General features: G+C 33.0%; 21 protein-coding genes, 1 tRNA gene and 2 pseudogenes. 20 read left to right on the forward strand and 4 right to left on the reverse strand.

Going from position 1 to position 19,287, the window contains the following annotated elements; all coding sequences use genetic code 11:
• Positions 1-123 (forward strand): transposase (locus NJT12_RS25205; protein WP_271338579.1); only part of this gene is annotated, 123 nt, incomplete at its 5' end.
• Positions 124-342: 219 nt separating this feature from the next.
• On the opposite strand, the gene NJT12_RS23565 is transcribed toward NJT12_RS25205, so the two are convergent.
• The 3 genes from NJT12_RS23565 to NJT12_RS23575 form a co-directional block, all read right to left on the reverse strand.
• A tRNA-Ser gene (locus NJT12_RS23565) sits at positions 343-427 on the reverse strand.
• A 360-nt stretch (positions 428-787) separates the two neighbouring features.
• A complete protein-coding gene (locus tag NJT12_RS23570; RefSeq protein ID WP_271338559.1) occupies positions 788-1,216 on the reverse strand; it encodes a DUF5958 family protein in 429 nt (142 codons plus the stop codon).
• Between the two features lie 6 nt (positions 1,217-1,222).
• On the reverse strand, positions 1,223-2,875 hold the full coding sequence (locus NJT12_RS23575) for an RHS repeat-associated core domain-containing protein (protein ID WP_271338560.1): 1,653 nt from the start codon (positions 2,873-2,875) through the stop codon (positions 1,223-1,225).
• Positions 2,876-3,398: 523 nt separating this feature from the next.
• Between NJT12_RS23575 and NJT12_RS23580 the strand changes: the two genes are divergently transcribed.
• The 18 genes and pseudogenes from NJT12_RS23580 to NJT12_RS23660 all read left to right on the forward strand — a co-directional run bounded on the left by NJT12_RS23580 (position 3,399) and on the right by NJT12_RS23660 (position 16,584).
• Complete coding sequence (locus tag NJT12_RS23580) at positions 3,399-4,064, forward strand: IS6 family transposase (RefSeq protein WP_271338561.1); 666 nt, start codon at positions 3,399-3,401, stop codon at positions 4,062-4,064.
• A gap of 26 nt (positions 4,065-4,090) precedes the next feature.
• On the forward strand, positions 4,091-4,354 hold the full coding sequence (locus tag NJT12_RS23585) for a hypothetical protein (protein ID WP_271338562.1): 264 nt from the start codon (positions 4,091-4,093) through the stop codon (positions 4,352-4,354).
• Between the two features lie 652 nt (positions 4,355-5,006).
• Positions 5,007-5,720, forward strand: coding sequence for a tetratricopeptide repeat protein (locus tag NJT12_RS23590; protein WP_271338563.1), 714 nt, complete (start codon positions 5,007-5,009; stop codon positions 5,718-5,720).
• Between the two features lie 496 nt (positions 5,721-6,216).
• Entirely contained in the window at positions 6,217-6,357 is a 141-nt protein-coding gene (locus NJT12_RS23595) for a hypothetical protein (protein ID WP_271338564.1), read from the forward strand.
• Between the two features lie 12 nt (positions 6,358-6,369).
• Positions 6,370-6,495 (forward strand): annotated as a pseudogene (locus NJT12_RS25210) (phage baseplate assembly protein V); the annotation flags it as partial.
• 131 nt (positions 6,496-6,626) lie between these two features.
• Entirely contained in the window at positions 6,627-6,875 is a 249-nt protein-coding gene (locus NJT12_RS23600; protein ID WP_271338565.1) for a hypothetical protein, read from the forward strand.
• Positions 6,876-6,985: 110 nt separating this feature from the next.
• A complete protein-coding gene (locus NJT12_RS23605) occupies positions 6,986-8,095 on the forward strand; it encodes a DUF2931 family protein (protein ID WP_271338566.1) in 1,110 nt (369 codons plus the stop codon).
• A gap of 141 nt (positions 8,096-8,236) precedes the next feature.
• Positions 8,237-9,313 (forward strand): DUF2931 family protein, encoded by a 1,077-nt coding sequence (locus NJT12_RS23610; protein ID WP_271338567.1) that lies wholly within the window; start codon positions 8,237-8,239, stop codon positions 9,311-9,313.
• A 256-nt stretch (positions 9,314-9,569) separates the two neighbouring features.
• On the forward strand, positions 9,570-9,926 hold the full coding sequence (locus tag NJT12_RS23615) for a hypothetical protein (protein WP_271338568.1): 357 nt from the start codon (positions 9,570-9,572) through the stop codon (positions 9,924-9,926).
• A 317-nt stretch (positions 9,927-10,243) separates the two neighbouring features.
• Positions 10,244-10,846: a hypothetical protein gene (locus tag NJT12_RS23620; RefSeq protein WP_271338569.1), complete on the forward strand. Its 603-nt coding sequence runs from the start codon at positions 10,244-10,246 to the stop codon at positions 10,844-10,846.
• Between the two features lie 71 nt (positions 10,847-10,917).
• On the forward strand, positions 10,918-11,136 hold the full coding sequence (locus NJT12_RS23625; RefSeq protein WP_271338570.1) for a hypothetical protein: 219 nt from the start codon (positions 10,918-10,920) through the stop codon (positions 11,134-11,136).
• Between the two features lie 83 nt (positions 11,137-11,219).
• Positions 11,220-11,645 (forward strand): hypothetical protein, encoded by a 426-nt coding sequence (locus NJT12_RS23630; protein ID WP_271338571.1) that lies wholly within the window; start codon positions 11,220-11,222, stop codon positions 11,643-11,645.
• 62 nt (positions 11,646-11,707) lie between these two features.
• Complete coding sequence (locus tag NJT12_RS23635) at positions 11,708-12,424, forward strand: hypothetical protein (protein ID WP_271338572.1); 717 nt, start codon at positions 11,708-11,710, stop codon at positions 12,422-12,424.
• A 9-nt stretch (positions 12,425-12,433) separates the two neighbouring features.
• Positions 12,434-12,574, forward strand: coding sequence for a hypothetical protein (locus tag NJT12_RS23640; protein WP_271338573.1), 141 nt, complete (start codon positions 12,434-12,436; stop codon positions 12,572-12,574).
• 869 nt (positions 12,575-13,443) lie between these two features.
• A pseudogene (locus NJT12_RS23645) lies at positions 13,444-14,070 on the forward strand (polysaccharide deacetylase family protein).
• 28 nt (positions 14,071-14,098) lie between these two features.
• Positions 14,099-14,314: a polysaccharide deacetylase family protein gene (locus NJT12_RS23650; RefSeq protein WP_271338574.1), complete on the forward strand. Its 216-nt coding sequence runs from the start codon at positions 14,099-14,101 to the stop codon at positions 14,312-14,314.
• A gap of 15 nt (positions 14,315-14,329) precedes the next feature.
• The gene (bla, locus tag NJT12_RS23655) at positions 14,330-15,247 is read left to right on the forward strand and encodes a class A beta-lactamase, subclass A2 (protein ID WP_271338575.1); all 918 of its coding nucleotides are present in this window, start codon (positions 14,330-14,332) and stop codon (positions 15,245-15,247) included.
• Positions 15,248-15,540: 293 nt separating this feature from the next.
• A complete protein-coding gene (locus NJT12_RS23660; protein WP_271338576.1) occupies positions 15,541-16,584 on the forward strand; it encodes a hypothetical protein in 1,044 nt (347 codons plus the stop codon).
• Between the two features lie 531 nt (positions 16,585-17,115).
• Here NJT12_RS23660 and NJT12_RS23665 read toward each other — a convergent pair.
• Positions 17,116-17,625, reverse strand: coding sequence for a hypothetical protein (locus tag NJT12_RS23665; RefSeq protein WP_271338577.1), 510 nt, complete (start codon positions 17,623-17,625; stop codon positions 17,116-17,118).
• A gap of 1,077 nt (positions 17,626-18,702) precedes the next feature.
• Here NJT12_RS23665 and NJT12_RS23670 point away from each other — a divergent pair.
• Positions 18,703-19,197 carry a hypothetical protein gene (locus NJT12_RS23670; RefSeq protein ID WP_271338578.1) on the forward strand — a complete coding sequence of 165 codons (495 nt, stop codon included), beginning with the start codon at positions 18,703-18,705 and terminating at the stop codon, positions 19,195-19,197.
• Positions 19,198-19,287: the final 90 nt, after the last annotated feature.

Consider the following 19,287-nt stretch of genomic DNA (forward strand, 5'->3'; position numbering starts at 1 on the left):
AATAGAAGTACAAATGCTTCAGCAGAATCTTTTAATGCCAAAGTAAAAGCATTTAGAAGTCAATTTAGAGGAGTACGAAAAGTAGATTTTTTCTTATTCAGATTATGCAATATTTTTGCATAATCCCCAACTTTTGCGTTTGATCCTAGATTTCTTCTTATTCAGATTGTCTAATCTTTTTGCCTAATCCCCAACTTTTGCGTTTGATCCCACAAAACTTCAGATTATAAATCTGCAAAGAGTTTAAAAGAAAAAACCCTGCAGATCTAATGATTTGCAGGGTTACTAATTTTTAAGGCCTTTTCAATAAGTCTATATATACTAGACTTTTTAAGCCTTCAGCGGAGGAAGAGGGATTCGAACCCCCGGACCTGTTACAGTCAACAGTTTTCAAGACTGCCGCATTCGACCGCTCTGCCATTCCTCCAGTCTGTTGCTCTCATTATCTGATTGCGGGTGCAAATATAAGATGTTTTTTCGATTGCAGAAATTTTTTTGATACTATTTATAAAGAAAAGTAGATATGAAGCTTAAGTAAATGAAATCCTCAATAAAATTTAAAAGTTTCTTTATAAATAATCAGCCTAATTTATTTAAGTACTGTGTTGTCTGATTTTTTCATTTTAAAAGTATTTATACCATGATTCTGCCACAAAAGTTAGACAGTTGAAATATCTTTAAAAACCGCCTTAACTTTTTGTGGTAAAAAAAGGTATCAACTCCAAAATAATAGTAATGAGAAAGTGACATACAATCTGCCTATCTTTATTAGGTTGTTTAATCTTTTTTATTTATAATTTTTTAAAATAGTTTCAACTTTTTTATCATCAGACAAGTCCCAGTACCACCATTTATAAACATCAATTTTTTCCGCTTCAAATCTTTTCTGATAAGCTATTTTAAACAGATTTAAAAGTAGTATCAATGATTTATTAAGTTCGTTTTCCGGAAGTTCTGTAAGTCTTTTTAAATTGTTTGTTGCTACACCTTTTTTTATTAATACGCAAGGTGTATAGGTGTTTTTTAAACCGCTTTGTACTATAGCAGGTACAATGTCTTCATCACTTGCTTTAGATTGTAGGATAAAAAAAAGTAGCTCGTATAAAAATCGTCTTTTCTCATTTAAATTAAATGAATTAAAAATAAGTATTAAATCTTCAATGTCAATAACACTTTGTGCATATTTATTTATTAATATTTCTTTTTCTATTTCCATTAATTTCTATTTTATACGTGGATTAATAATGATATGAGGCTTTTCCGTTTGTAATGCATTTATGAAAAGGTCAACATCACGTTTGATATTATCTATTGATGATTTTTGGCCAGGAAGTGAATTCTTGATTTGATGCCATTGTTTGCTATTAAGCCCTCCTTCAATTAGATAATCCCAATCAGCTATAGTACCTTTTAAAGTATTCATTCCGTTAGCAACTCTACCTGGAGTTGCACGGCTACCAACAAGAATTATTGGTTTCCCTATTCTTGTAGCCGCATTTTCGATTCTTAAGTATTCACCTGCAGTAATTGTACCTTTAGCGTATTTAGCTCCTTTGGCGGCATCACCTATGTAAGGAATTATACTAATTGCTGCAATGGCAGCATTACCTGTCTGACCTCTTAACAAATATCCAATAGCATTTATACCATCAACTATTCCGGAAGGGTCAGCAGCACCTAATCCGTCTAAACTTTCTTGAAGATCATCCATCTGTTTAGTTCTAAAGCGACTTCTCCAACCTTCATAATATCTTCCAGTAGAGTACAATCGACTTGACATTATGCCGTCCAGATTTCCTACATAACTTTGGGTTGATACTTTATACCCAACGTTAACAGCCTTTAAACTTTCAAAAGGAGTGTATTCACCAGTTGTGGAGTCTACCATTCCACTTCCATTTGCATTGGAAAATGTACCACCGCCGTCATTTTCCCACAAAGTATTTTGACCACTTGGACTATTATCCCATAATGATTGAGCAAATGAAGCAGAAATTAAACCGGAAGGATCTGCCCAATATATTGGATTATTATATCCAAAATGGTTTGGGGTCATTGAAGGGGTTGTTTCAGCTAGTGCATCAATTCCATAAAATCGTCCTAATGTATTGTCATACATTCTGAAATCCATTGCAGTTACATTAAGACCTAGCTCTTCTTGGATTTCCTTCCCATTAAACTTATACTTTAATCCTTCATTGTTTTCAATTTCATTTGAAGGGCTGTATCCAGTGTGTTTTAATCCGTACGGATAGTAATTATTTTCTTCAATAATTTCAATATCCTGTGTCGTTGGATTTTTAGTATAGCTTAATCGTATATTTCCTACATGATCTTTATATTGAAAAACATATGAAAAAACATTATTAGTACTACTAACATATCCTTCTGACGTGGGAAAAAAACGAAGAACATTGTCTTTGTATTGAAATTCTTCCGAATAGTTGGTAGTAATTGTAGAAGCTTGCTCAACAACTTTTTTTTCCAACTTGTGACCAACTGCGTTGTAAATATAGTCAATACTACCAGTTGAACCAAAAAGTATTTTTTTAGGTAGATTAAGATGATTGTATTGAATTTCAGTAATGTTTTTATTTTTATCACTTGTTAAATTACCGTTATCATCATATCCAAAATCGTCACCAATTTTATTAGTATCAATAAATCCTTGATTATCATTGCCAGATGGACCGTCAGTTACTTTTATAAGTTGGTTTGAATTGGTTAAATAGTTATATGTTAAATGATCAATTTCCAAAGGCTCCAATTGAGGATCTATAACACCATTTCTAATTAAGGACTCAATATTCCCATTCTTGTCATATGTTAAAGTTTCTCCGTAAGCATTGGTAACTAATCCATTTTTCTCATACAAAGATTTTGTTAATCTATTTAGTTTATCATATTGATATCCATAACCACGCTCTAGATTGTCAGATCCTGTTTTCCAAAAGGTTTGCGCAATATTACCATTATAGAGAGCTTTAATTTGAGCATTTTCTGGTTCATTAGTATAATTTAACTTAAATGCAAAAAGATCTTCTGGATCGGTATCTTGTTGTAAATCAGAAACTTTGTTTATATCTGTAAGCCAGCCTCTAACATTATATAAGAAATCAATTTTTTGCAGAGGGTTATTTGTATTTTGACCAGTTATTTTCCAAATCAGTTGCCCGAGATCACTGTATTCATTATGAGCTAAAAGTTCTATTGGACCATCGTTTATCTGGTGTGTTTGTGTTAATAACCTATCTTGCTGAGAATAAATAAAATCTTCTTTAATTTTTATTGCATTTACCTCAGGAGTATATTTATGCGTTTTTATGTTATAAACTAATTTACCGGTTCTGTCGCATCTTAGAATAACTTTTATCTTTGGAATTTAATCCAGTCGAAAAATGAATACGAAAGGTCATTGCTATCCGAGGTCTATTATATTGCAGGCAGTATATTTTAAGCTTAGGTTTACATTAAGTTATCGGGATGTTGAAGAGATCATGAAAATGCGAGGAGTTTATGTTGATCATGCTACCATTCAGCGCTGGGTATATAAGTTTGCCCCGTTAATGGAGATGCAAATGAAGAAACGTAAAGCACAAGTTAGTGGTAGTTGGAGAATGGACGAGACTTATATTAAGATTAAAGGGCAATGGTGTTATTTATATAGGGCAGTTGATAGGTCTGGCAATACAGTTGATTTCTTATTAACTAAGAGAAGGCAGAGGATGAGTGCCCAGTCATTTCTAATTAAAGCAATTAGTAATAATTGTCGCCCAAGAGTAATAAACATTGATAAAAGCGGTTCTAATACTGCAGCGATAAAAGTCTATAACAAACGTTCATTCTCAAAGATTAAAATCCGGCAGTGTAAATATCTCAACAATATTGTCGAACAGGACCATCGATTTATAAAATGGAGGATACAAAATGGGTTAGGCTTTAAAAGTTTTGAATCGGCAAGACGAACATTGAGCGGAATTGAAGTTGTCCATATGCTTAGAAAGAATCAAATGATTAGACCAGGGATATCTATGTTTAAATCATTCTGTAAATTGGCGGGTTAACTTTTAAATTACTTAAATTCTTATATTTGATTCTGACAGATGCGACAGAACCAATAATGTTTTTTATAGGAAAACATTCTTCGGAAACTGCAAATTATTTTAAAGGGGTAGCTAATTTTTTGAATAATGATTTAAGACCGACTTCCTATACTGTTTTTCTAATTCCCAAAAATAGATTTGTAAACTCCTATAGTGAAAATGAGTTGCAAGGTTTTAATAGCGCTTATAGTCAGGTTTTTATAAATGAACTTAAAAAGATTGGTGTTGATTTAAATGTAAAAGGCGAATAAAATTATGATAGGATATTATACTTATCCTAAGGGTCAAGGCATTTCTGCGACAGAATTTATATTGCATCGTATCGTATCGCTTCCTTAAGTCAATGTACTTTGGAGAAAAGAAACAATGAATAGAATAGAGAATTTCTAACGATATTATACTTAAATGTTGCTGAAGATTACGAACGATTTAAAACAGAATAGCAATTCATATTTTCATCTATTGTAATAGAAAAGTTTAATACTTAGTTTGAAGAGGAGTTAGAAGACGAATATCTAACGGATTTCAGATATAATGATTTGTATGATAGTTTTTTTAATCAAAAACTGGAAAAGTGAAATATGATTTTAAAGCGATTTAATTAAAAAGAATATGTAGGAAATAAAAAAATAATTTTTCAATTAACAAAAAAGGTTTTACAGTATTTGCACATTCAGATATTACATTGAGCTTTATGGTTTTCTATATTTTAATTTGTTTTTTTTACATACCTTAGCAAGTAAATATTATTAATGACAATACTAATTGATAAAGTAAGAATAGCAAATTACAGAGGAATTCATGAAATTGAAATTGATTTATTACCAACGACATTACTAGTTGAAGCAGATAACATTTGCTGAAAAGTATTTTCAAAATAATGTATAATTTGAATAGTGCAGTATGATGCAACGATTTGTATATCAGTTATTGTTTTTTTGCTTGTCTGTAATTCCAGCATTGGGACAACAGCAACAGCAATCTAACGAATTGGATGAAGCATATCGTAAGGAATTACAAGTTGAAAATGAGGCTTTGACCCAGAGAATTAGTTCATTTTCTACAGATGTAAAAGAATTGAATAAACGGGCGTCGGCGGCAATCCGTGCCCAGGAATATGAAAAAGCATTAGAGATTGCATTAGAACTTGAAAAGTCGGATCCGGATAATGCGGATATCAAAAATTTTAAAGGAAAAATGCAACTCAAAAATAAACAACCGGATGCTGCAGTAGCCTGTTTTGGAGAAGCGATACGATTAAACCCAAAAAATAAATGGTTTTATATCAATCAGGCAACTGTACTGGCAGATAATAATCAGTTAGACTCAGCTTTAAAAGTGATTCAGCAACTCAATGCAGTATATCCGAAATGGAGTATCGGATATAATTTTAAAGCCGCTTTATTATATTCTTCTGCGCAATATGAGGAAGCACTGGAAGCTTATGCTATAGCCATAAATACATTTCCGAAAAGTGCCCAGATTGTCACGAATCGTGGCGATTTGTACCGGGAATTAGGGAAAAAGGATAAAGCTTCGGCAGACTATAGAAAAGCATTGGAATTGGAGCCCAATTATACAAGGGCAAAAGATAGATTGGTAGACCTTTATCAGTAAAAAAGTCATTTTATTGTAGAGCTATCGCAATACAAATTTCAGTACTGAAATTTGAAATAGAATAAAAGTATAATGTGTAATAATACCATTCCTGTTATAGCATCCTTTGGTGATTCGGAAGAATTATAAGGATTGATAACAATTGGAAGTTTAATTTAAAGTATTAAGCCATGCCTATAAGTACTCAGATTACAATTCAGATTGGCGGAGAAACCCTAACCCGGTTCTCTAAGTTGGTGATCAATCAAAAAGTGCATACGCACCATCGCTTTTCAATACTATAACAGTTACCTAAGGAATTTGTAAACCAGGGTATTGATAAAGCTATGGGTTATGTTGGGCAGACTATAAAAATAACAATAGTGCCTAATAATATGCAGACCGATTCGTTATTACTATTTACAGGCGTAATAAAGGAGGCGCAGATGCTGGGAAGAGCAGGTGCTTTCAGAGGAATCATCATTAATGGCTATATGGCAATTTACACAGCTTTCCAATGGCAGAATCGCGACCTTCAACGGTTATCTCTAATGATGATCCGTCTGGGTTAGGCCATATTCAGGTTGCTTTTGCCTGGCAACAGTACAATGGTACTAATACACACTGGATCCCAATGACAAATCCGCATTGCGCATGAGGAAAAGGCTTTTATTTCATTCCAGAATTAGTAGAAGAAGTACTGATTGCTTTTGAAGCAGGCAATCCAGAAAAACCTTTTGTTTTGGGCGCAATGTATAGTGGCCCTGCAATGAGTGAATACCCATACTTCAAGTAACGATAAAAAAGTAATATAAACCCGTTCAGAAACCAAAGTGATGATGGACGATGCAGAGGAAAGTGTTTTTATTGAGGATCTGAGTGATAATACCTGGAAAAAGCAATATTGCTGTAAATGAGCCTAAAAATATGACGTTTACTGTAGGCGAGAATTTCAATATTAATGTTGGAAAAGATCTGATTACCCCAAGTGGGCGAAACAGGACAACCACTCTAGAAGTGAAAGACAAGCTGCAGGCAATGGAAGTTTTTGAAACCATAAATGAAAATAAAACGGTAAAAATAGGACAAGATTTAAGCGAAATTACAGCAACTACAACACACAAAGCAGAGCATAGTGATATTTTTGTCCAAAGTGACTGGTTCATAGTGTATTAGGAGCTATAGATACCAAAGTAAATAAAGGATAAAGCCTGCGAATAAGAGCGATCAAAATGGATGATATACAAAATAAGATGGAACTTTCAGTATTAGAAAATTCGAGACTAATGAAATTAATAAAACCTTATATATACGGATTAACACTGTTACTGACCCTTGGTACTTCTTGCCAGGAACATACAAAAAAGCAAATGGATGCAACTACTATAACAAATACGGGAAATAATATACCCATTACCACGGATAAATTTTATTGGCAGGAAACAATTTCATGTCCAACAGGGTATCCTATAGATGTCTATCATGGTAATTTGGAATGGGATGGAGGCATTACCAGTTTATATCTGGGAACACATGGAGGTCCATGGGGTATTACGGGAAGAAGTATGAGTAGTGGTGTAAAAGCTGTACCAAAACATTTGGATGTAATATGGCTTTCTTATGCCGAGGATACTTTCTACCATGTTGATACTGCAATTGATTATGATAAAATGGCTCGCCTTTTTAGAGAGGGATATCCCAGTAAAGATGCGAATGGTGAAATACGAAATGAAAAATACAATTACATTGTTGTAGGGATGGCTCCGGGCGGTGTGGTAGTAATATGGCTTTCCGGACCCGGAAGGCAAGTCGAAGTGGGACGCTATAAAGGAGGTAAAATTGTAATTCCTGCAGAAGAAATAGCACAATTGGATAGTCACGAAAAACTTCTCTTTAATTCCGAATACAGGAAAGAGATTATGGAGAATGAAAAAATAGTGCCTAAAGAATTTCAACATAGAAATAAAAACCAATCCATTCCATTTAATTTATGGGACAGTTATAGGGAACGATATAGCTGGCGTCCTATTTTCGTTGTACAAAATGAGGGAAAAATGGAAGATATTTTCTTTACCAATTTTAATGGGGAACAAGAAGAAATAATCAAAGAAAACATTCCAACTGCAGACTATGTTTCCAGAGCCATTCCAAACACATTGAATTTCGGATGGAGGGCTGCCAATGGAAAACGTTATGGGGGTATGGTTAAATTTGATGAAAAAGAAATAGTTGCCGCATTTGGTGAAATCCATAAAGTGGACAAAAAGGCCAATATTGAAATTGAATTTCGGGTGAATCAGCTCAATACATTTATTACTGTAGTGCTAAAAAGTAATGGGAAAGAAATACCGTTGACCAATAGTGATGTAAAAGTATATGAATCGCGAAAAAAATAAGTAGTTATGGCCAGACATTTGTTTATAATGCAGGCGTTAGCGTAGTTACGGAAGATGTATTAAATCTCACATTCGGATTGGTTTTTGATGGAACATTGAACAATCGGGAGAATACTTTCAGCATTAATAAAATTAAAATCAATGAAATTATTAAAATCTTATTTATATGGAATTGTGTTATTGGTTGCTCTAAGCAGTTCATGTCAGGAAAATAAGCATAAGCAAATGGATGCAAAAATGGATACAACGAAAAATACAAGCGAGTTTTATTGGCAGGAAAATTTGAATTGCCCATTGGGCTTTCCAATAGAAGTCTATAAAGGGGGCTTAGAAACAGAAAACGGAAACTATGTTAGTTTAAGTATAGGCCCGTCGTCAGGAATAAAGGGGTGGGGATCTTCCGGAAGTGGAATGAGTAGTGGAATCAAACCTGTACCCGATAAGCTTAACTTAATTTGGATATCATTTGCTGAAAATACTTTTTATGATATCAATTGTAAAATTGATCACGATAAAATGGTCAAATTATTCGAAGAAGGATATGTCATTAATTTCAAAAATAAAAAAAAGAAAATAACGTATGACACCATTATAGTGGGTTTTGCACCTGGTGGAGTTGTGGTAGTTTGGTTGTATGGAATGGGAAGACAGGTTGAAATTGGTCGGTACCAGGCGCAAAAAGCAGTGATTTCCGAAGAAGAAATAAGTAAATTAGACAGTCATGATCGCTTGTTGTTTGATGAAAATAATAGTAAGAAAATGATGAGTAATAAAAATATTGTCCCTTTAGAGATACAAAAAGAAAATAAACCTATACCATATGGGTTATGGGATACATATAGAGAAAAATATAATTGGCGACCTGTTTTTATAATACAAAAAGAAGGGAAAGTGAATAGTGCTGTTTTTTCTATGTTTAATGGAGAAATGGAAAATTTGGAGCAAGAAGAACTTGCAACAAATGATTTTAAGGAAAGAGCCATATTAAAGAGAATTTCTTTCGACTGGTTTGATGTTGATCATAAACAATATGGAGCCGAAATTTTTCTAAATGAAGAGGAAGTATTTAAAGCGTATAAGGAAATATATAAAGACAATAAAAATGCGAAAGCTGAATTGGTCTTTAAAGTCAATATTCCTAATACGTTTGTTGTAGTTTTGCTTAAGAGCGACAGTAAAGAAATAGCACTCGTAAAAACGATTGTGAAAGTTTATTAATAGAAATCGCTATGGGAAATCGTTTTGTATACAATACGGGAGAAGCAAAGGCTAAAAAGAATGAAATTGATCTTGTCTTTGGTGTTTTTATTGATGGTACGCTGAATAATAAAACTAATACCGATTGAGGAGGCTGTACCAAAATAATGGCAATGAAAACCTTTCACATGAAAGGATAAAAGCTGCAGTTGCTGCGAATGAGGCTTCTTATAAGCGTTTTAAATAAAAAGGTTTTTTAGATGACCTTTCCTTCGAATTGGCGGAACTGATCCTGGCAGATGCTGATAAAAAAGCATTGCTGTACATCGAAGTGAAATCGGACGAAAAAGAGGTAGAATATAAAAGTAAAACCGGTACAGAAGTATTAACGAACACTTTCCTGAATGACGAAGGACAATATTTTGAACTAAAATACAAAGAGCAGCCCTGGTTAATTACTGCCCGTCAGGAACGTAAAACAGGAGTTAAAGAAGCCATACATTGCAGCAGGATTATTGACAAGTACCATAAGATCAAAAGAGAACATAAACCTTCGGGATGTACAATGATTACCAATGCCTGGTGTACTTCATTTGTGGGATGGTGCCTTAGTCAGAATAATTTTTCAGCATAGTTGGATCCGGGTGCTTTTTCCTATGGTGAAATAAAAACCCGATACCGGGCTTCGGCGAAAACGGTGAACGTAAAAGAGTATCTGTACCTGAAGAATTTGATGATCCGGTATGGGGTAAAAAAAAAAAGACAATAACAAACTTGCAGTAGGGACTGTTTGTGTTGTAAATAATAAAAAGCATGTCGCGTTTGCAGTGGCCAAAGATAAAAATTGGATACACTTTTATGGTTTGGGCGGGAATCAAGGCGATGCGGAGAAAGTAAACCCTTACAGTGTCAGGAATTCGAGCGTTTTTCCAATTGAATAAACTATAGCAGATGAAGATTATGAATTACCAATTTATTACAGGGAACTTACCGCAGATACAGTGGCATAAAATGCAATTGTTCTTTTTTCTGGTGCTAAATATTCCATCACAGGCACAAACGATATTGCCCGATTCTATCACGATCTATAAATCATGGAATGATAAAAATGGGAAAAACAAACTTGCCGTAAAGGTGAATGCATTATGCAATCCCGATCGGCCACCATTTGACGGGCATGAGACAAAAATCGAAGCTAAAATCCAAAATTCCAAAGGCAGACAGGATATGGTTTATAATGATGAGGATTACCAGATGGAAATGATATTATTCCGGGGAAATGATATTTGGTTGGAGGAATTCAATGAGATAAAAGCAGTTTTTATTCCATTTTTTTACTGTGGTAATTCCGATAGCGATATAAAAGCCTCTTTTATTATTTTTTATAATACTAAAAAATACCTCTATCATATTAATTTCCATTGTACTGAAGATGGTACATGTAAAGTTAATGATAACCTGAATACAAAGCTTAATGAATTGTCACCGGCACTCCGGAACAGTTTTATAAAATCATTGAAGTCGAAATATAATAAATATTCGAATTTGAATTAGTTATAGCGTTTGGATAAACGGGTAAAATTTTAAGTAGGGAGCGAGATAGGAGTAGTCTAGAAAGAGCAGTTATGGAAGATTCAAAGGGAAATAATAAGCAGGATGTATCGGAAAAGCGACAGGAACGGGATAAGGAAGAAGTTATTGCTGAAGGGGTAGCAGTAGTTGTTAATGGTGGATTTGAAGGTTTTGATCATCGTAAAAAAAATCTTAAAGCGATTCTAAAGCTGATGAAAGTAAAGTATGCCTGCAAAAGTGATGCATTAAGGATATGGCCTTGGGGTTTATAAATATGAAACCAGTAACATAAAAGACACCAACTGGGGAAAAAAGAAAAAAGGCACAATAGAAGGCTATGATGATTAAAAAAACAATGCTATCTTTACTCTTGCTATTTGGTTCTATGTCTTATGGACAAGAATCTAAAATGGTGACCGGTTATTTTGACAATGATACTGTGATTGATACGCTCTACTATAAATTCAATATAGATTCCGCTAATGGGCCAATATATCAATGTACTATGATACGATCCGATAAAAAGGAAAAGTTGAGTTTTGACATAGGAGTTGCTTTCAAATCCTTTCAGGTTTCAAATTGTGGTAAAGGATGTATTGAAACCTACCAGTGGAAAACTGGAATGGATGGATTTGAAGAATATAAGACTTATAAATACTGTAAGGAATATGATAACTGGATCTTAAAAAAAGAGCGGACTTTGGATGCAGATGGTAAAGAAAAAACTACAACTCATAAAAAAACAATTACAGGAATTGATGGGCGTGAATACAAAAAATAAATAATTGTTACTGATTATATTTGGTTTATGTAAGATCTGAAAGAAAACAATTTGAAATATATATGAAAGGGAAAATCAATATAAAATCATCTATTGTACAATTCGGAGTATTATTTTTTCTTTTTATAATTCCGGTCAAAGGCCAGAATACGATAATATTAAAAGACTCTGTGCAGATTGATAAAACTTTTTATGTATTAGAAGAACTTAAAATCAATACTGCAAATACTTCAAATACTGCCATTTATAAAATCCTTCAAAGCACTTACGATATATTTGATAAGCCCTATATTGCTTTACCTGAACAAAGGATCAAGGCAAAAAAAGATACTTTATCTGCCTATATTGCAGAGAATACCTTGCGGGAGTCAAACTATGGCTTTGAACACTATGAGGTATATTATGATAAAAATGACCTTTTGAATGTATCTATAGGTATACAATCTTACGGATCGCCCTGGGAAACAGTCCAATATTTTTGTTTTGACCTGAAGACAGGGGAAAATACTGCTTTGAAATTCTTTAACAACCAGGCGGAGGTTTTGAAAATAATCAATAAAAAACTCAAACAGCAGGAAGTTAAAATGAAAGCCAGAACAGAAGATTTGGTAAATTTTAAAATCGTTCAGGATAACCATGCTAAAATTACCGGATTAGAATTTTCAGTGTCCGAAGTGGGTGAGTATAGGAATAGCGGTTATCAGCAATTTCCGATTTTTGTTTCATGGAGAGAAATCAATAAATATATTATGGCCCCACTAAAAAAACGTTTGTTGTAAAATACCACCATGGAGAAAACTATAAAGCTTAGAGTAAAGAAAGACATTGACAATAGACGTGAACTTAAGGTATTAAAACTAAAAGGAATTTTAATTTCCAAAGGCTTTACCCAGATCATCCATATTGCAGATGAAAATGAGCATTTTTAACTTAATTCATTTTCCACTTCGCCCGATCATAAAAAAGGGGCCGAAGATACATTTCTCTTCACGATCTTGAGGGAACCATCACCCTTGTTAGTACCGTGAAATAATTACATCGGAGTTCGGATATTTTTAAAAGAAATTCAGACTTATTTTTCTAGAAAAAAAATACCGCATCGTATGCAATTAGGATAAATTCAATCAAAGAACACTCAAGTTTGCTGCTTTTTATGGGATCAGAAAAACATATCAGACTCTCGGAGCTAACAGCAAAATCAGTGATACCCTGAGGGACCGTTTTAAAGGGCAGACTTTTTGGGTTGTAGTTGATTTTACCAATCATTGCTATAAGGCCGATAAGAAGATCCATTATTTTGAACTGGTATAGAAAGGCACTACATCCAATAGTTAGATCCCCTTCTAAAACATTTAAGAAGATTAAAACACCGTTTAAATTGTATTCAAACTGCCATATATCGCCTGAATGTATTGATAATAATAATAATAATAATAATAATATGTCATTGACTTTAGAATATATAATTTCATTATAATGGTCGTAATCTACAAAATCTGATAATAAAATTATGTTTTATTTATTCGTGTATTTGTGATTTTTATTGTTTTTCAGGTATTTAGAAGTTGTTTTTTCTAATGTCGTCAAAGTTTTGAATGCAGATGTTTCGCTAATTAGATTCCTATTTTAAATAATTTAAGGAAGTTCTAATACTAAGGCCAAAATTTGGGTGTTTAGTGCAGGAATAGTATTTGCTATTCGTATAATATTGAACATTAATTTTACGATGTTGTATTAAGCCAGGTTATAATAGAGTAATTTAAAAAGTTTTTCTATTAACTTAACTGAACAAAATAAAATGAACTTATCACAAAAACTGGGATATCCCGAAAACAGCAAATTATTAATCATCCACGCAGACGATGCAGGGCTATCCCATTGGGAGAACGGAGCGACAATTCAGGCACTTAAAAAAGGAATTGTAAATTCGTATAGTATAATGGTACCATGTCCCTGGTTTTATGAAATGGCAAGCTTCGCCAAAGAAAATCCGCAATTTGATAATGGAATCCATCTAACGCTTACCTGCGAGTGGGAAAATTACAAATTTGGCCCTGTAATTCCAATTAGAGAGGTATCGTCTTTAGTAGATCAAAATGGTTATTTCCACAAAAGCAGAATGGACTTCATAACCAATGCTAAACCCTAGCAAGTAAAAAAAGAATTGTGTGCGCAAATTGAAAAAGCAATACGATTTGGTCTGCAGCCAACACATATCGATTCTCATATGTGCAGTGTTGCGGTATCGTCCCAATTTTTAGAGATTTATATAAACTTAGGAAAAGAATATAACCTCCCGGTTTTTTTAAATAAACAATTCATAGAATCTGTTTGTCTAACCTATGAAAAATACAATTATGAAAATGAGATATTAGTGGATACTTTCATATTGGAAATTATACATATTTTGAAAAAAATGAACTGAAGAATTATTATGAAGTGCATTAGACAATGTGGTACCGGGATTTAATGTTCTTTTAATCCATCCGGCATTTGATGATAATGAAATGAAGGGGATTACCATAAATTATCCTAATTTTGGTTCAGAGTGGAGACAAATAGATTACGATTACTTTACTAGTGAAGAAAGTAAATTAAAGCTCAAAGACAATAACATACAATTAATTACCTGGAGTCAAATAAAAAATATGCGTAATAATCAGTTTTAAATTAAATTCCCTAATATGACAAATTTTAAAAAATTAACTTTTTTGAGTATAACATTGATACTTATGTCACAAATTATGCTAAGTCAGGAAAATAAGTCAATTTTGCAATTACAAAAAAAGATAAAGCAAATTATTGACACCACTGGAGGAAAAATTGGAGTAGGAGTTCAGGGATTGGATTTCGAAACCGGTTTCATAATAAATGGAGATCACAATTACCCAATGATGAGTGTTTTTAAATTTCCTCTTGCGTTTGCACTATTACAAAAGGTGGATAAAGGGGAATTAAAACTCGATCAGAAATTTAGGATACCTAAAGAAAAATTGGATACCAATACGTGGAGCCCTATGTTGAAAGATTTTCCAAATCAGGATCTAGATATAACCTTAGCTGATTTGCTGACCTATACCGTTTCAAAAAGTGACAACAATGCCTGTGATTTTTTATATACCCAAGTAGCAGGCGGTCCAGCTGCAGTAGATAAATACCTTCATGATGCAGGCGTGAAAGATATTTCTATTGTTTATACCGAAGCAGAGATGGAAAAAGATTTGGCCTTGCAATATAAAAACTGGTGTAAACCTGCGGCCTCGTTGCAATTACTTCAACTTTTATATCAGCAGAAATTACTTTCAAAACCAAGCAATGATTTCCTGATTAAGATTATGAGGGAATTACCAGATTGGGGCAAAAGAATTACAGTTCTTTTACCACCTCAAACAGAGTTAATTCATAAAACAGGTTCATCGGGTGTAAACAAACAAGGCATAATGGCCGCTTTTAATGATATGGGCATCGTTACCTTACCCAGTGGAAAGCACCTTACAATTTCAGTATTTATGTCCGATTTTAAAGGTCCTCAAGAAAGAGGTATCAAGGCAATTGCTGCAATTTCAAAAGAAATCTGGGATTATTATTCAATGAGTAATTAATTAAAATGGGATTTGCATATCATTCGGGAAAATGAATCATAGATGATTTTCTTTATTGCTTTCTTATCTGGTTTTACAGCATAGTTTACTCTTTGTTTGCTTGCGATGATTTCAATGCCTGTAAGTTTCTTTATATAAAATATCCACACTTATAGGGTTAAAACATTTTCATTGTATTATATCAATTGGTATCTATGATTCATTGAGGTAGTACAATCAATTCAAATCAATTCAATTCAATTAAAAGCAACCATTGGAGCATATGGTTATCTTACTATATAAATACACATATAATGATACATACATATTTAAGTAAAAGAGTGATGACGTTAATGCTATTGTTGTTTTGTGTCGTGACAAAAACTGTGGCTCAGAAAAATTATATTTACTTTAATCACAGAGAAAAAGCAGGTGAAAATATTCAGCAAGATAAAGCATTACATGATGCTCGTTTTCAAGGGGCACAAATTGTTTATACATGGCGCAGTCTGGAACCTACCAAAGGGCAATATGATTTTAGTGCCATTCGGGAGGATATAGCCTATCTAAATTCATTAGGCGGAAAAAAAGTTTGGATTCAGCTTCAGGAAAAATCCTTTGCTCCTAATATTAAGAATGTACCTGATTATATTTTAGAAGATCCGATATATGAAGGTGGGATTTTAAAACAAAGTATGCTTTCTGCCCCTGAACGGGATCCCAATAAAGCCATCACAGATGATGAGTATGGCTGGTCTTCAAAAATGTGGATGAAACCTGTACGAGATCGATTTCAAAAATTAATCCTTGCTTTGGGAAACGAGTTTGATGGCAAGATTGAAGGTATTAATTTTAGTGAAAGTTCAATAGATATTGGTACGGAAAATACTGACGAAGCAATGAGTTTTCCTGCGGATTTTAGTCCTCGTAATTACATAGAGGCTATAGAGAGCAATATGGTGGTTCTTTCCAAATCTTTCAGGGAGTCAACAGCAATGGTATACTTAAATTTTTTACCTGATGAATGGTTGCCTTGGGATGACAAAGGTTATATGCGAGGTCTGTTTGCAAAAGCAAAGAAATTAAAAATGGGTGTAGGTGGACCCGATCTTATGCCCTACCGCAAAAGTCACATGAACCAAACCTATGGTTTTTTTAAAGAATATCCGGATGATTTGGTAAAAGCAATGGCTGTGCAAGATGGAAATTTAAGGCAAATAAACCCACAAACCAATAAGAAAAATACCGTGAAAGATATTTTAGAATTCGCAAAGAATTATCTGGGGCTTGATTATATTTTTTGGGTAGAAGAGGAGCCTTATTTTAATGAGGAAGTTTTACGTGATCTTCCCAAGTAGAATAACAAGATGTTTTTTATAATTTAATGATGTATTTATGATGCTCGGCTAAAAAATCGTTTGTGATTAGACTTCCAAAATTAGGTTTGTTTACCTCTTCTAAATTTATATCAATAAAAATGAGTTCTTCTTGGTTACCAGCTTTATGGAGTACTTTTCCATCAGGATTTACAATTTGGCTTAAGAGACCTTTATAAACTTGCCTATATTGAAAATTGGATTGATTAGCGGGAGTGTTTTAATATTATTTTTCAGGAGCTCTTCCCGCTATACGTTTCAATCTTTTGTGCCCAACACCGGCACAAAAGGATTTTCACTGCACACGAGCGAAGCGAACTGGCGAAGCAATCGGGGCTAGGGTAGTATCGTACAACGTTTGGTATTCATCGGGTTTGGGACTGGATTAAGCTCTATTATTGGATTTTCCACCTGATTGCGAATAGACGAAGTAAATCATCCCAAATACAAAACCAACTTTCCATTAATCATATTGCTGAAATCAGTTCTAGCTATTACCAGCAGTGTTTTTTTTTAGTTTTTAATGATTGATTCTAATTTAAAAGTCTTTTGTCCAATATCATTAAAAATTGTTTTTATTTGAACAGTGAAGAAATTATTTAATGATTGCCAACTATTAACATTTATACCATAATTTCCATTTTTATCAATATTATTCACAATGTTTAAATTTCCAATTTTTAATACATTGTCACGAAATTTCAAAAAGTCTTTTCTCCAAATAATAAGATTATAACTACCGATTAAAAAAGGTTTTATTTCAGGATGGAAAGCCCACATTTTTTCTTGCTCTTCCAATGAATATTTAAAATAATAAGCTTTTGAAGTTCCACAACCCCAAAAAGATTCTTTTCTTATCTCTATTTCATCTGGGCATTTTGGATCATTATAAGTTAAAGCTATAAACGTAAAATTTTGAGGAATTTTTTTATTAGTTGCTGTACACATTATTGCTTTATAATTTCCATCAACAGTTTTAAAAGCTAATAAATCGCCTTGCACAATGCTTTTAATTTTTTCCATTCGATTATCTAAAACAGTTCATCTTTTTGAGTTTTTTTGGCTTATTGCTGGTAACGTCAGACTGTGAAAAAACTAAAATCAACCTTTGGAGAATTTTATATTTGAATTTTTTCTTTGGTAGCCCTCTGAATACTTTCTAAATTTAAATTAGTTTTTACACAACCTGATGTCCAGTTATTACATCGGGTTTGGAACTAAATTAAGTCCTATTCTCGGATTTGCTAAATAATACCAAATACAAAACCATTTTTTCATTATGCCTATTATCCAAATCCGTTGTAGCTGTTTTGCGTTCGATTTATTTGTTTTTCCTACCAATTTACTCAATTCCATTTTCCGTTTCTTTAACATCATTCTTTCGCAATAGAAAAGTTATAGTAATTCCTAAAGCAATTAAAAATGAAGAGTATTCTTTAAACGAAGCAAAACTAAATAATTTTGCTGGCAATATGTTGGAAGTTCGAGGGACAAATGATAAATTAATATATTGTGATGAGTGCATCAGCACATCAAAGTTTAACACCAAAACAAATTAAAAAATTAGGAACATACTTTGTCCCGACTTCAATTTTAAGGGATAATAATTTGTTATGATTAGTAATGTTTCGAACTTAGACCTTCAATTTTCACTTATTCAGTGTTTTAAATTAGTGTTAAAATTAAATGCACCGATTCTGCACCTAAATTCAATTATGTCTATTTTAATATTTTTGCCTTCCAAAATTTTCTTTATGTATATTCCAATACTAATGTTTCAGCTGCAGATTCGAACCTAAACCTTTTAGAGTTTGATTTTCAGGATATTTATTCTTTACAAAATAGCATGTGCCGCGATTGTGCCACAAAACTTTCCCTCGTGAAATATCTTTAAAAAACACCTTGATTTTTTGTGGCAAAAAAGGTATCCACTCCAAGATGCGTAGTTTTTTTTTACCAGTTAAATTTTTAAAGATTGTATTGGTTATATTTGTTATATTTAGCTGTGAGTTAATAGCAATGCTAATCAATTTAGATGGACAAGCACTATGAAATTTAGTTAAACTCTATTTGAGACTTAAAGGCTATTTAGTCTCAAATTTGATAATTCACTCTGATGTGCAGGGAGACTTAAAGTCTGAGTTAGATATAATTGGTGTAAGATTTCCAAATCACATGCAAGACTATCGTTTTGTAAATGTTGAAGACAAATTACAATCTTCCGATTCTAGAATTGAAATTATAATTGCAGACGTAAAAAACTATAAGAATGTAACAAACTTAGAGTTTAATAAAGGCCTCAGGCAAAATCGCGAAAGTATTGTGCAGTTAATAAACTGGCTGGGAGTTTTCAAAACGGTTGATGATAAAACTGTTGAAAAGTTTGAGTATTATTTAAACCTTCATAGAATTAAAAACTGGAATGGATTTGCGGAGTTTCAGGAAGATTTAGAGATTGGAAAATTCAACTTTAAATTTACTTTTTTTGCTCCATCATTACCAGAATGGGATGGTAAAAATCTCAAATATATACATGGAGAAGAAATTATTGATTTTATTTGGGAATGTCTAAATTGCAAATTCCGGTTATATTGATCACCCCATTCCGTTTTAAAGTGAGCACCTGATTCCAGTTCAAAATGACCACCTAATTCCGGAGCAAAATGACCACCTCCGTTTTGATTA

Origin of the sequence: Flavobacterium azizsancarii (assembly GCF_027980145.1) — a bacterium.
Lineage (GTDB): Bacteria > Bacteroidota > Bacteroidia > Flavobacteriales > Flavobacteriaceae > Flavobacterium > Flavobacterium azizsancarii.